At 45.9% G+C, this 14411-nt stretch carries 10 protein-coding genes; 2 read left to right on the top strand and 8 right to left on the bottom strand.

Annotated elements, in window-relative coordinates; all coding sequences use genetic code 11:
* Nucleotides 1-33: 33 nt before the first annotated feature.
* Together CSW98_RS01135 and CSW98_RS01130 are read right to left on the bottom strand one after the other, a co-directional pair.
* Nucleotides 34-1260 carry an iron-containing alcohol dehydrogenase gene (locus tag CSW98_RS01135; RefSeq protein WP_100798610.1) on the bottom strand — a complete coding sequence of 409 codons (1227 nt, stop codon included), beginning with the start codon at nt 1258-1260 and terminating at the stop codon, nt 34-36.
* A gap of 312 nt (nt 1261-1572) precedes the next feature.
* A complete protein-coding gene (locus CSW98_RS01130; protein WP_100798609.1) occupies nt 1573-2304 on the bottom strand; it encodes a substrate-binding periplasmic protein in 732 nt (243 codons plus the stop codon).
* 406 nt (nt 2305-2710) lie between these two features.
* Between CSW98_RS01130 and CSW98_RS01125 the strand changes: the two genes are divergently transcribed.
* Entirely contained in the window at nt 2711-2974 is a 264-nt protein-coding gene (locus CSW98_RS01125) for a GrxA family glutaredoxin (protein ID WP_100798608.1), read from the top strand.
* A gap of 203 nt (nt 2975-3177) precedes the next feature.
* The gene (locus tag CSW98_RS01120) at nt 3178-4860 is read left to right on the top strand and encodes an aspartate:alanine antiporter (protein WP_100798607.1); all 1683 of its coding nucleotides are present in this window, start codon (nt 3178-3180) and stop codon (nt 4858-4860) included.
* Nucleotides 4861-4932: 72 nt separating this feature from the next.
* Here CSW98_RS01120 and fabV read toward each other — a convergent pair whose 3' ends face one another.
* The 6 genes from fabV to CSW98_RS01090 form a co-directional block, all read right to left on the bottom strand.
* Nucleotides 4933-6135, bottom strand: coding sequence for an enoyl-ACP reductase FabV (gene fabV, locus CSW98_RS01115; RefSeq protein ID WP_100798606.1), 1203 nt, complete (start codon nt 6133-6135; stop codon nt 4933-4935).
* 84 nt (nt 6136-6219) lie between these two features.
* Nucleotides 6220-8502: an acyl-CoA dehydrogenase gene (locus tag CSW98_RS01110; RefSeq protein ID WP_100799135.1), complete on the bottom strand. Its 2283-nt coding sequence runs from the start codon at nt 8500-8502 to the stop codon at nt 6220-6222.
* Nucleotides 8503-8743: 241 nt separating this feature from the next.
* Nucleotides 8744-9937 carry a Na+/H+ antiporter NhaA gene (nhaA, locus tag CSW98_RS01105; RefSeq protein ID WP_100798605.1) on the bottom strand — a complete coding sequence of 398 codons (1194 nt, stop codon included), beginning with the start codon at nt 9935-9937 and terminating at the stop codon, nt 8744-8746.
* Between the two features lie 157 nt (nt 9938-10094).
* Nucleotides 10095-11213, bottom strand: coding sequence for a lipocalin-like domain-containing protein (locus CSW98_RS01100; RefSeq protein WP_100798604.1), 1119 nt, complete (start codon nt 11211-11213; stop codon nt 10095-10097).
* Nucleotides 11214-13670 carry an ABC transporter permease gene (locus CSW98_RS01095; protein ID WP_100798603.1) on the bottom strand — a complete coding sequence of 819 codons (2457 nt, stop codon included), beginning with the start codon at nt 13668-13670 and terminating at the stop codon, nt 11214-11216. It lies immediately after the preceding gene.
* On the bottom strand, nt 13651-14322 hold the full coding sequence (locus CSW98_RS01090) for an ABC transporter ATP-binding protein (RefSeq protein ID WP_100799134.1): 672 nt from the start codon (nt 14320-14322) through the stop codon (nt 13651-13653). Before CSW98_RS01090 ends, CSW98_RS01095 begins: the two co-directional genes overlap by 20 nt.
* Nucleotides 14323-14411: the final 89 nt, after the last annotated feature.

Here is a 14411-nt window from a genome sequence, read left to right as displayed (position 1 = left end):
AGCAGTCGGCGGGAGGGTTGACTCTGTCTCAGCCTATCTGTGTGAGACTTCTTTAATATGTATTTTTTCTACTGGAATATCTGCTGGATTCTGTCGGGTTTTGACACCTTGCCCCTCACAGACTTTTTGCAGAATACGGATCAACCGTTCTTCCGTTAACGGTAATGGATTCCCTTTGATAGAAGAAGACTTCATTGCATCCCGAGCCACCTGTTCAAAAGAAACTGAACAGATATCAAACTCCGTCAGCAGAGGCAGATGAAAACGCTCAAGCATATTTCGGCTCCACTCAACGCCTTCTTCTTCATCTGCATCAGGATTTCCTGACACTATACGGGCAATTTTCCGGTAACGGTGCAGCAGATCACTCCTGCCTGCCTGCCTGGCAGCACTGATATTTTCTTCCATAACAAAAGGCCCGAGCCTTGCCGTTATAACACTATGCGGAGCATGAACCTTTCCACCTAGAGATGACGCAAGACCGTTCGCCGCCCCCAGCTTAGTATTTGAGATTGCCATCCCCCCCAACATTGCTGCAAAGGAAAGATCAGCCCTTGCCTTAAAATCATTTTCCAGACATCCAGATATAATCGCCCGGTTCAGTCGCCGGAGTCCTTCCTCACAGACCATGTCAGCCAATGGGTTAGGGTCTCCACAGACGTAAGATTCCATTAAATGGGTAAAGGTTTTCATTGCCCCCCGGCCAGACAGATACGCATCTGTATCATAGGTAAGAGTAGGATCCACAATAGCGACATCGGGAAGGATGTCTGGACTGCGCAAGCTGACTTTGACTTTATCCTGCCCGGATCTGAGTACCGCCTTATTGGTCACTTCTGCTCCGGTACTGGCTGTTGTCGGGATGGCGATTAGTGGCAAACATTTTGTTTTTAGTGGTACATTTCTGCCGACAACTTCCACATAATCATACACATCGCCGTGGTTAGGAATTATAGCAGACAGAGCTTTTCCCATATCCAGCACACTCCCCCCACCAATCGCTATAACCATATCAGGTTTAAAACGTCGCCCCATAACCGCCGTTTCCTCAACCATTGTAATATGAGGCTCCCCGTAAACAGAGACATGCTGATAACGCATATTCTGGCTATTCAGATACCCTATAACCTGAGCCGCTCTCTGGTGATTTCTTCCGGTCACCAGCAGTACGCTGTACCCATAGTGGTTAAATAAAGAAAGGGACGAGGCTAGTGCCCCTTCACCAAAAATAATTCTGGCCGCCGTCATAAACTGAAACAATTCTAACCCACCTTATTTTCTATATATAACAGATAGTTAAGTGGTTTTTTGAGTAAGTTCTTTATCAAAAACAAACAAAAAACAATACTAATAAATACAGTAGCATACGTTTGATTTTAGGGAGAAATTTCAACAAAAAGTTTGATCTTAGGCCTACTTTCTAGGCAAAAAGGGCACATCCCGAAAAAGCGGCCTGTAAATAGAATTAATTAATGGTCATCAAAATGTCAGAACACACAACTAACAAGTTGACATGGATTCCAGTAGAAAAGTCATCACCGGAATCTTGGTCGTAGGGATTCTCTAAATGTCTTATTTCTGCGCTGGTGCTTTAAGGCCATATTTGTTGAATATTACACCTATCTCCCCAGAAGAGACCATATCATTTATAATGCTTTGAAAATTATTATAATATTTTGACATCGGCGATTTTTTAGGAATGCTTATATATCTACCGTTATAAAAATATTCTATATATTCTGCTTCTCTAACACCTTTTATCATTCGAAACTTTTCTACATCATGATTTGAAGAAGTGACAGCAATATCTATACGACCACTCTCAAGCATATTTACCATTTGCTCTGTGTTGTTGAAAAAATATTTATTTAATCCTAATGAATTAGCAAATAAATCTGAATAAAAACTCCCGCGCAATGCTCCAATTTTATATGGGATTAAATCTTCAAATTTGTTAATTTTAATATTTTTTGTGGGAGCAATCATGTAATACACTTTTCGAATGCTGTAACCATAGGCTACTGAATTAAGAAAAACATCACGTTTAGCATTCATTGAATGTCTCGGAATGATGTCAACATCACCGAACTCAGCAACCGTTATAGTTCTTGCCCAAGGTACGTTAGACCACTTTATGGTGTGTCCCATTCGTTGAACTGCAAGCTCAACAATTTCAGCAACTGGGCCACTACACCCTTCATCTCTAGGTATTAGTTCTGGAGCTCTTTCACGGCAATGGGCTCTGAATGTATCAGCATTAATTGGCATTGAAATTATGAGCATAACTATCAATAAATATTTCATGACATAAGACCCAAAAAGTTTGTTATATAGTTACGATAACCATCAACATTTTTATTAGTATCAGTCAATTAATAATAGCATCAAGATGTCGATCAATCCTATTTTAGAAGTATGCAAATTTGATCAATACATCAGAATCATGAGATGCTAAAGATTGAAGGAACAACAATGAGATAAAAAATCAGGTCAACATCACCCTAGCTCTATCCAGTAACTAAACTCTTAATAAGAGTGTAAATAGAACTGTGTAAATACCGTATCACTAAGCCTAATTGGCTAAGGATCAGCAAAATGGATAAAAACTTTTAGATGCTCCGCATAAAGCAAGCCGGTTTCCCTCTTTATTTCCTGCTATTCCTGATGCATAGTAGTGCAATACTCCAAATGAACAGATAAGGAAATATGCATGGTTGTTGAGATTTTTGGCCGTCCGGGATGCCCATATTGTGTAAGAGCTCATAGAATCGCAGAACAGTTGCAGGCAAAGCGGGATAATTTCACATACAGTTATATTGATATCAATGTCGCCGGACTCACCAAAGCAGATCTGGAAAAACGGGCAGGAAAACCCGTTACTACGGTGCCACAAATTTTTATTGATCAGAAACATATCGGCGGATGCACCGAATTTGAAGCTTATGCCGTTGAACATCTGGAACTGTACAATTAGACCTGTTGAACCTAAGTGAACAAATTCGCTTCAGCAGCTTTACCGGGTAATCTATGCCAGATCCCCGCAGATAAAGCTGCTATAGCTGAATCGCCCACATTATTTTCCTGTTAACACTAATTTTTCCTTATCATTTCTCATTATTCATATACAATTTCTCTCATTACTCTTCTTTTTGCCACAACGTGTGTTTGAGCTAAACCGTGAATATAGATGTCGCCATCATCCTTGAACAAAATCCCATTCTGCTAATTTTTGTTGTTCTGGCTATCGGGCTTGCTATCGGCAAAATCCGTTTCGGAAGTCTACAACTGGGCAACTCTATTGGTGTTCTTTTTACAGCCCTCATCATGGGGAATATCGGCTTCTCTTTTAACCACGAAGCCCTGACCATCGGCTTTATGCTGTTTATCTACTGTGTCGGTATCGAAGCCGGCCCAAACTTTTTTGGTATTTTTTTCCGTGACGGTAAGCATTATTTACTACTCAGCCTAATTGTTCTGGTGACCGCCATCAGTCTAACCTACTTTACCAGCCATTATCTGGGGCTGGGATATGGTCTTGCTGCAGGTGTGATGGCTGGTGCCTTAACCGCTACCCCTGTTCTGGTCGGTGCACAAGATGCTCTAAATTCCGGGCTCGCGACTCTGCCACACAATATGGACATGAATATTGTGATGCAAAACCTGTCCGTCGGATATGCACTTGCTTATCTTGTCGGTCTCATCAGCATGATTTTATTTGCAAAACTTCTGCCCAAGTTGCAAAAAGAAAATCTGCGTGACAGTGCTGAACGTATTGCTCAGGAAAGAGGAATCGGTAATGCCGGACAAAGAAAGGTCTACCTGCCTATTATCCGGGCTTATCGTGTCGGGCAAGAGCTTATCGACTGGATCGACGGAAGAAACCTTAGAGAACTGGGTATCTACCGACAAACTGGCTGTTACATTGAACGCATTCGCCGGAGCGGTATCCTTGCCCATCCAGACGGCGATGCCATTCTGCAGGAAGGTGACGAGATTGCACTGGTAGGCTACCCGGACAGCCATGCCCGGCTGGATCCCAGTTTCAGGAACGGAAAAGAAGTATTCGACCGTAACCTGCTTGATCTGAGAGTTGTCGAAGAAGAAATCGTCGTAAAAAGTGACAGCATTGCCGGTAAGAAGCTTTCTGATCTTAATCTTGCCGAATACGGCTGTTTCCTGAACCGTGTTGTCCGAGCTCAGATTGAGATGCCGATGGACCTGAACATTGTTCTGGCCAAAGGCGATATACTTCAGGTCAGTGGTGAAAAGAGCCGGGTGCACGGATTAGCCGAACGCATCGGGTTTATTTCTATCCACAGCCAGATATCCGATCTACTGGCATTCTGCAGCTTTTTCATTCTGGGTATCCTGTTTGGTCTGATCACGATGACATTCGGTCAGGTTACCTTTGGCCTGGGTAATGCCGTCGGACTACTGCTGTCCGGTATCACATTGGGATTCCTGCGGGCCAACCACCCTACTTTCGGTTATGTCCCTCAGGGAGCTCTGAATATGGTGAAAGATCTCGGACTGATGTTTTTTATGGTCGGTATCGGACTCAATGCCGGTGCAGATGTTTTTACTTATCTGAGTGAAGTAGGTATACAGGTTATCGCGGTTGCCTTTGTCGTCAGTGTGCTTCCAGTTGTTATGGCGTATCTGGTTGGTGCGTATGTGTTTAAAATGAACCGGGCTCTGTTGTTCGGAGCCATCATTGGTGCCAGAACCTGCGCTCCGGCAATGGACATTGTGAACGATTATGCTCGTTCAACCATCCCTGCTCTCGGCTACGCAGGCACTTATGCTATCGCCAATATTCTGATGACACTGGCCGGGACGATATTGATTATCCTGAGCTGATAGAGATAATCGGTTTATATAAAAAACCGTTTGCCAAGAGCAAACGGTTTTTTCAGACATACGATATCTCTATCAAATATCAATTACATCAAATGCCACTGCCGGATTTACATCAGCATCGTAGTCTACACTTTCAATACCAAAGCCGAACAGTTTCAGGAACTCGGTTTTGTAATCTTCGTAATCAGTCAGCTCTTTCAGGTTTTCAGTTGTGATCTGAGGCCATAGCTGACGACAATGTCCCTGGATATCATCTCGCAGTTCCCAGTCATCCAGACGCAGACGATTCTTCTCATCGACTTCCGGAGCACTGCCGTCTTCTTTATACAGACGCTGACTGAACATGCGGTATATTTGTTCCATACAACCTTCATGTACCCCTTCTTCGCGCATTTTTTTAAATACCATTGCGATATACAGAGGCATGACAGGAATTGCAGAACTTGCCTGAGTTACGACCGATTTCAGTACCGCAACATTAGCGCTACCGCCAGTCGCAGCAAGCCTGGTATTGAGTGCATCAGCCGCTCGATCCAGATCCATTTTCGCCTGACCCAGAGCACCGTCCCAGTAGATTGGCCAGGTCAGCTCAGTACCGATATAGCTATACGCAACGGTTTTACAGCCATCAGCCAAGACACCGGCTTCTGCAAGAGCATTGATCCACAATTCCCAGTCTTCACCGCCCATAACGGTAACTGTGTCCTTGATCTCCTGTTCGGTTGCCGGTTCAACACTGGTTTCGATAATTTCATCTTTATTAGTGTCAACCGCTGTAGATGTGTAGGTCTCACCGATTGGCTTCAGAGAAGAACGGATCACGTCACCGGTTTCTGGCATTTTACGTACTGGTGAAGCCAGTGAGTACACCACCATATCGACCTGACCCAAATCTTCTTTAATCAGTTCGATGGTCTTCTGTTTCGCTTCATTTGAAAACGCATCGCCATTCAGGCTCTTGGCATACAGACCTTCTGCATGAGCCAGCTTGTCAAAAGCCGCCGCATTATAGAATCCTGCCGTCCCCGTTTTTTTCTCCGTACCGGCTTTTTCAAAGAAGACACCAATTGTTGATGCTCCACCACCGAAAGCCGCAGCGATACGGGAAGACAAGCCATAGCCGCTGGAAGAACCGACAACAAGCACACGTTTAGGTGCATTATTAATCGCCCCCTGAGTCTTAGTATATGCGATTTGCTCTTTTACATTTGCTTCACAACCAACAGGGTGAGTGGTTGTACAGATAAATCCACGAATTCTTGGTTTGATGATCATATTCAACTTCCTTAACAAAACGGTCAAAGGATAAAAGGTAAAGAGAGAGAGCGCACCCTTTTTCTTAGCATTTCCTTTTAATTCCTAAGTGGTTGGAGTTCTTATAGAGCCTGAATTGCCGAAGGTCAAGACTTCAGAGAAATCCTTGCTAAAGTGATCAACCTGAATGGCCATCGTACGCAATTTTTCAGCATTAAGTATGGCTTCGACTTCCGTGGCAGTGAGAATGCCCGATGCCTGTGCCTGTCTGAGCCGGGGTTCATCCATTCCACCAGAAGGAATCCTTCCTGCTTTCTCTGCCTGACGCAGCTTTCGCTCCAGCGGACGAATCGCATAAAGAGACTGAAAAGCCCGTTCAACCAATCCCACCGCGTCTGTTTCCGACTCTCCGACATAGCATAAACAGGTGAGTCTTTCCCGATGGGCTCCAGGCATCATCAATGTTTCAGCGAGCTGAATGGTCAGTGCATCCGTTGGTTTTCGAAAGCCATTCCCCAGCGGAAACATCCACAGGCTTAACAGCTTACCAACCCAAGGTTGCGGAAAATTCGTACAGGTCTCCTGCAATGCAATGGCTGCATAATGTAAACAATGCTGAACCCCGTAATGAACATAAGGAAGGTCACTCTGCTGACGACCATCATTTTCATAGCGTTTCAGTACCGCCGAGGCCATATAAAGATAGCTGAGCACATCACCAAGCCGAGCAGAAATCATCTCTTTACGCTTTAAATTCCCCCCCAAAACGATCATTGCGATCTCTGCACTCAATGCCAAAGCCCTGCTTATCCGGGTCAGATCACGATAATAACCGCAGGTTTCTCCACTAATACCACTTCGGATGAATCTGGCTCCGGTAATACCAGCGACCAGTGTACCGATAGCATTTTTCACGGTATGTACGATGTGTCCGGGCAACTGACGATCAAACTCACCAGCACCTTCTTCCGGATCGGATATCATTGCTGCTGCCATCTCATGCAAAAGATATGGGTGACAGCGAATGGCTCCCTGCCCGAATATCATCAGGTTACGGGTCAGAATATTGGAGCCTTCTACGGTAATGGCTATCGGTGTTCCACTATAATGCTGTGCCAGATAGTTCATTGGCCCCTGTTGCAGCCCTCGCCCGCCATGAATGTCCATAGCATCATTCATGAGGATTCGGGCCATCTCCGTCATATGGGATTTGGCAATAGCCGTTACAATTCCCGGCCTTTCCTGCAGATCGAGAGCTGTTGTCGTCAGAATTCTGGTAGCTTCCAACAGATAAGTCAGTCCTCCAATACGTCCCAGTTTCTGTGCTACACCTTCAAACGTTCCTATAGGAGAACCGAACTGTTTCCGGACATAGGCATATGCCCCGCAGGTTCGAGCCGTGAGATGACCAATCGCTGTTCCCATCGCGGGAAGAGAAATGCCACGTCCTGCCGACAGGCATTCCATCAACATACGCCAGCCTTTACCCGCAAACGCCTGACCACCGATAATCCAGTCCAGCGGAATAAAGACATCATGTCCCCGTGTCGGACCGTTCATAAACGCCAGTCCCATAGGGTCGTGCCGTTCTCCCGTTTCAACACCGGGATGGTTCGCCGGAATAAGTGCCAGCGTGATGCCGATATGCTTTTTATCACCAATGAGGCCATCTGGATCATACAACTTGAAGGCCAGACCAAGTACTGTCGCTACAGGCGCCAATGTGATATAACGCTTATTCCAGTGAAGTTTTATGCCGATAGTTTCCTCACCATCAAAAACATCCCGACAGACAATTCCTTCATCCGGAATGCTCCCTGCGTCAGATCCAGCGTCAGGACTGGTTAACGCAAAGCAGGGAATATCTCTGCCATCCGCCAGACGTGGCAACCAAAACCGCTTTTGCGCTTCAGTTCCATAACGGGACAACAGCTCCGCCGGTCCAAGAGAATTAGGAACCATGACAGTGGAAGCGACACTGACACTCCGGGAGGCTATTTTTGTCACTATGGTTGAATTTGCCAGAGCCGAAAAGCCATGTCCACCATATTGTCTGCTGATAATAAAAGCAAAAAAACCTTCCTTACGCAGATAATCCCATACGGCAGGAGGAAGATCTCTGTCCCGTTTAACCATCTGATAATCATCCAGCATAGCCAGCAAAGTCTCAAGCTGATGGTCAATAAATTGCTGCTCTTCATGAGTCAGTCTTGGTTTAGGATAGTTCAGCAGTTTTTGCCAGTCGGGATGACCAGAAAACAGCTCTCCGTCCCACCAGACACTACCGGATTCCATCGCTTCTTTCTCAGTTTCAGACAAGGGCGGCAGTACCTTCTTAAAAAAACGGAACGCAGGGTCACTGATCCAATGTCTTCTGATCGAACACATAACAGCCTCTCTATCTTTTTGTTCTGTTGTAGAAATCTTAGCTGCAAACAAAGATTCCTACCTGAAAAAGAGACGCTATTTGATACGGTTCATTCTGCTTCAGAAATTTTTTTCAGTCATCAGGGAACTGTTCACTGTTACTCCTGTCTATACCCAGTGTAGTGAACAGTGCCTTTCGATAGTCTTGCAAGTCGCCAGACATGATTTCTTACTGGCTCACTCAGGTATGCTGCTTTTCTTATTAACTCCTATGTTTATTGCCCAGCCCACTTTGGATTGGGCTTTTTTTTACCCCAGATTTTGGCAAGAACAGGTTAAGCAGCACATACCCGGTAACCGCTGCGGTTGTTGATCCCATTAGGATTCCCAGCCTTGCATAAGTATCAAAGGCAGGCTCATTACCAGCAAATGCCAGTGATGAGATAAATATCGACATGGTAAATCCGATTCCGCATAAAACGGATACCGCAAAAATTTCCCGTAACCCCACGCCTTCGGGTAATTTTGCCAGTCCGGTTTTTATCGACAGCCAACTAAAAGTAAAGATTCCCAGAGGCTTACCTATCAATAGTCCAAACGCCACCCCCAACGGAAGCATGGCTGTGAGACCGGAGACAGAAATCCCCTCCAGAGAAATCCCGGCGTTGGCAAAAGCAAACAGCGGTAGAATCGCGAACGCAACATACGGGTGAAGAGCATGTTCGAGTCGCTTCAGCGGAGAATACGATGTATCCGCGCCTCTCAGTGGCACTGCGAACCCTATAACAACACCGGCCAGCGTAGCATGTACACCTGATTTAAGTACGGCAACCCAGAGGATCCCTCCGGCTATCAAATACCAGGACAATTTGCTGACATGTCGGGCATTCAACATAAACAGTACGCCCGTCATCAGAAAAGCGACAGCCAGAGACAGAACCGACAGATCACTGCTGTAGAAAAAGGCAATAATCACTACAACGCCGAGATCATCAATAATAGCCAGTGCCAGTAAAAATACCTTTAGTGCGACCGGAACCCGGCTTCCCAGCAAAGCCATGATACCCAGAGCAAACGCAATGTCTGTTGCTGCAGGAATAGCCCACCCCTGGAGTGCCAGTGTGTTTCCCATATTAAATAGCAGATAAATTAATGCCGGAGCCAGCATGCCACCAACAGCCGCTATAGCAGGAAATATGGCCGTTTCCCGGGACTTCAGAGCCCCTTCCATCAGTTCCCGTTTAACTTCTAATCCGATAAGCAGGAAAAAGACAGCCATCAGGCCATCGTTGATCCAGTGAACGACAGACATACCCGATACATAGGTATGTAAAAAAGAGGTATAGACATCCCCTAAAGGAGAATTAGCCACCAGCATAGCCAGTACAGCAGCAACTACAAGGATAATCCCGGCAGCGGATTCCATTTTAAAAAAATACCGAATCGCGTCAGTCATCTCATCACCATAATAAATCTGTTTTTTATTTTATGGTGTAGAGCGTATATCGTACCCTGTAAAGAAAAAAATCGTTTGTTTAGCACTAAAACATCGGAATATCCGATGTGTTTAACTGTTAATCAATATTTTCCCGAACTAAACACATGGGTTATGACTAGTATCCCGACAAATGCATGTAGCCACGGGCTTTATGCGAACCGGATGCTGTTATGGAACCTTCCCAGTAAGGAATAACAAAGGAGTGCCAGAGTTCACTGTTGTCTGGACTGACCGTCAATCGGATATGGTGCTCCGGAACAGAAATAATCCAGCGTACAGGAATCTGAAGCTCATCAGATAAATCCGTATAGGATTCCGGGAAAACATCCACGTCTTTATTCTGCAGGTATATGGTGTTTCCTTGTCTGTCAGCCAGTGTGCCGTAATTAAATGCAGCATGATGACGGAACAAAACCCGGTGCAGTGCCAGACTTCTGCCATCATTGAGATGCAAAACAAACTCATCCTGATGTCCTGCGCCATTATTAATAAGGTTGTTTCCCCATACTTTAGTCAAATGAGCGCGGCCTTTAACCGGAACAGGAAGTCCCTCCAGCGTCAATTCTCCGGCAATATCCAGAAAAGGCGCACTGAGCTGGTAAGCTGCCATCGGAAAGATATCATGCTGCTTCTGATAACCACCGAGACCATCCAACACATAAGCGCCTGCAGTGCTCATATTAATCTGAACAGAAAAATCATCGCTGCTGATATTCAGCATACCGGGAAATGGAGCCGCCCCAAGAGCATGCCAGCTCCAGTTATCAATCCACAACCGGAATGGGTGTGCGCGGAATCCAGACTGACCAATACCGCCACGAGCCAGACGCTGCTCTCTCCATACACGTTTTCCTGCGGTAACAACCACCTGCGCGACATACAACTGAGAATTTTGCCAACCACTGGCCGTACGGCTGTCCTGCGCAATGCGGTAATAATTCCACTGGATGGTGTAACGTTGCCCTTTAGCGTCAATCAGATCAGCAAAAAAACGCCACACTTCATTCTGATATCCGGGATGAAAACGAAAATCATCCGGCAAGCTAAGGGGATGTTCCGGTGACACGATATCAAAAACAGTCTCCGGGACTCTGTTCGAACCAGACTCTTGGCTCGCCGGATAATTTTTTACCGGAAAACTCACATTCAGTATAATGAGCAGCGCAACCACCACCAGTAAGATAGCGGCGGTCAGAATATGTTTTTTCCACGGACACGAAGCACTGAACAACATCTATAGCGCATCCCTTAGTGACTTTATCGGTGTGCGTCTGACCAGTTCAGATAGTGGCAGAACACCAGCAACCAGCAAGGCCGCCATAGTCCAGACAAAAACCGACACATAGTCCCACGGCATCATGTAGAACTGGATCGACCAGCCAAAAGACTGTTTAAGAACCACCTCTACCATGATTTTTGCAATCGCCAGCCCCAAAGGAATGGCTATCAGAGCGGAAATGGCACCAAAAATAAATAGCTGTACCGCACTCAGTGTGATCAGTTCCTTAGCTGACATACCAAAGCAGCGCAGCAATGCAACATCACGCTGCCGGGACATTTCTCCGGCAACTGTCGCGAAGAAAATACCAAAAACACCAACCACCAGCGTCAGTTTTCCCAGGGTGTCAGCAATCGTAAAAGTGCGGTCAAAAATACGCATCGCCTGATCACGCAGGCTGCTGTTATCAAATACCCGTTCAGGAGGAAGGTGATAATAACTGTCCAGACGGGTGGTCAGACTTTCTGCATCCGCCCCCCCGACAAGGTGTACTTCCAGACCGACATTACCCTGTCCGGTAAACTCTTTTATCCAGTTGGAATGCGACATAATAATTTGGTTATACTGATTGCCATAATCGTAATACACCCCGAGGACCTGCCACTTGCTATCAGCCAGCTCATCAACTGTAAGAAAATCCCCCGGACGGATCCCTTTTTTCAGCGCCATTGATTCACTCACCATAACTCCCTGAGAGTTGTGCAGAAGATACCAGTAATCAGGAATGGCGAGTTTAACCGTCAGTGCGTCCTGCTCTCCGATAGAATCTCCGGTACTGACAACCTGCAGCATTCCTGAATGGGTCCGGACTTCATCCTGCCAGCGCCACCAAACATCCCCGACCTCAGGTTGACGAGTCAGCCACTCAACAATACGTGGAGCCGAATTATTAGTTGGATAAATATAGATATCCGCAGCCAGTTTCTGGCTCAGCCAGTGGTCTGTTGTGATCCTGAAGCTGCCAATCATTGTTCCTATCGCAATATTTGCAGCCATTGCCAGCATAAATGCCATCACTGCAACACCTCGATAGCTCATACTGGCTGCCGCATCCGCAAATAACCAGCGGACTTTAACCCAGCGCAATATATAAGAAAGGATATTAAACAGATTGAAAATAATAAACGGGGCAAACAGTGCGACACAGAGCATCAGCAATGCGATCAACAAAAAGCCGTTTTCCGGTGTCATATCCTGAGTTTGATAAACAGTGATCAGAATAAGAAAACAGGCACAAGCAATCAGTGCCTGCCAGTAAAACTCCAACCCGGCGAAACGCACCAGCGACAGGCGTGCAGACAGCCTTATCGGCTGAGTTCTTAATAAACGGATCAACGGCCAGCTACAGGATAATAAAGTACCAGCTATGCATACCAGCAGACTATCCAGCAGCCAGACCTTACTCCAGTGAATATTAAACCCGACATTGGCGTCATAAAGATCAGCAAGAGTAATAGATACCGACGGCATTAACTGATCAGCCAGTATCAGACCGAAGACATTACCAAAGAGCCAACATACGACAATAAGAATAAGCAACTCAATAAATAGTGCCTGAATCAGTTGCCAGCTTGATACTCCGGTTTGGCGCAGGATTCCGACTAAGGGCTGCCGCTGAATAAAAGAAAGTGACATGGCCTGATAAAAGATAAACAGACCAACGCCAAATGACAGCATTCCCATTGCCGACAAATTCATATGAAAAGCCCGGGTCAGAGATTCCAGTTCGGTACGGGAACCATGAGAAAGACTCATTCCATCAGGCAGCATCTGTTTCAGCCGCTCAATCTTCTCTGCCGGCATATCCGCACAGCCGATAAAAGAGAACCCTCCGGTTTTATTCAACATCCGGACCAGCGCCATATCTGCAACGACCCGCGTACCATCCACACGGTTCTTGTCATCAATCAGGATCGGACCCAAATGATATCCGTTCGCCAGAACAATGTACTCACCAGATTTTTTCTGCAGATAAGAAGCTAAATCCGCACTGACTAATAAAGGATACGGCGGATGCATGATATCCGTTACCGAGATAATATCGCTACCTTTTACCGGATGCGTATTCACCAAAGCCAGTGGATCAACCCCGATAATGACAAAATCTTTTCCTTCACTGGTTTCACCACGCAGTAGGTCGAACGGAGCGCACTGATAAAAGCCCTCTCTGCGCAACTGAATATAAAACCCCTGAGGAATTTTCGTGGCGCTGTGTTTCGGGCTGATTCGATAAGGCAACACATGGGAAAATAAACGTTCACCGCTGGCATAACTCTGCAACGCATGATGATTAATCGCTGCGACACCGACATAGATGGACACGCCCAGAGTAAGACCAAGCCAGACAAGAACAATTTGCAGAGGATGACGACGATAATGACCCAGTAATGCTTTAGCTATGGGCCACAACATGCAGTTGTCCTCCCTGAAGCCGAATGCAGCCATCCATATGCCGGGACACTTTTTCGCTGTGGGTCACCAGCAGCAGCGTACATTCAAGTTTACGGGTTAGTGACGTTAACAGACGCATTACTGCCTCGGCATTCCGTTCATCAAGACTGCCAGTCGGCTCATCGGCCAGTAACAATTTAGGCTCCATATACAGTGCCCGTGCGATTGCAGCTCTCTGCTGCTGACCGCCGGATACTTCTTCCGGATAACGGCCAAGAAGCGGCATCAGATCCAGAGCGGATAAGATCTGTCGCCATAAACTCGAATTCTCCTGCATGCCTTTAAGCTGACGGCAAAAACGAATGTTATCTGCAATATTTAACGTAGGCAGGAGGTTATATTGCTGAAATATATGGCCGATATTATTACGGCGATAAGCTGTACGTTTAGATTCAGCACTGTCATGCATCGGAAATCCGGGAAACCATATTTCACCAGAATCAACGGTATCCAGACCGGAAATCAGGTTCAAAAGCGTACTTTTACCTGAGCCGCTCTCCCCCATCAAAGCCAGTTGATCACCCTGTTTTAATTCAAGTTCTGCCCCTTGTAGCACGGGATGAAATTCACCACCATCTACAAAGCCTTTACTCAGGTCGGACAGTCTTAACATTAAAACATTCTCATGGCTGCAAAACAGGAAAGAGAATCTACACCAAATTGATCTGTTCCGAAAGCATTTTGATGAATTGATCACAATAT

Origin of the sequence: Vibrio sp. HA2012, from assembly GCF_002812955.1 — a bacterium.
Lineage (GTDB): Bacteria > Pseudomonadota > Gammaproteobacteria > Enterobacterales > Vibrionaceae > Vibrio.
The sequence above is the reverse complement of the archived record's forward strand: the minus strand, read 5'-3'. Positions and strand labels throughout refer to the sequence as shown.

Bases quoted from the DNA above. Each gene is read 5' to 3' on its own strand.
- CSW98_RS01130 (WP_100798609.1), bottom strand. From the start codon at position 2,304: ATGAAATATTTATTGATAGTTATGCTCATAATTTCAATGCCAATTAAT.
- CSW98_RS01095 (WP_100798603.1), bottom strand. From the start codon at position 13,670: ATGTTGTGGCCCATAGCTAAAGCATTACTGGGTCATTATCGTCGTCAT.
- CSW98_RS01125 (WP_100798608.1), top strand. From the start codon at position 2,711: ATGGTTGTTGAGATTTTTGGCCGTCCGGGATGCCCATATTGTGTAAGA.
- nhaA (WP_100798605.1), bottom strand. From the start codon at position 9,937: ATGACTGACGCGATTCGGTATTTTTTTAAAATGGAATCCGCTGCCGGG.
- CSW98_RS01110 (WP_100799135.1), bottom strand. From the start codon at position 8,502: ATGTGTTCGATCAGAAGACATTGGATCAGTGACCCTGCGTTCCGTTTT.
- CSW98_RS01100 (WP_100798604.1), bottom strand. From the start codon at position 11,213: ATGTTGTTCAGTGCTTCGTGTCCGTGGAAAAAACATATTCTGACCGCC.
- fabV (WP_100798606.1), bottom strand. From the start codon at position 6,135: ATGATCATCAAACCAAGAATTCGTGGATTTATCTGTACAACCACTCAC.
- CSW98_RS01090 (WP_100799134.1), bottom strand. From the start codon at position 14,322: ATGTTAAGACTGTCCGACCTGAGTAAAGGCTTTGTAGATGGTGGTGAA.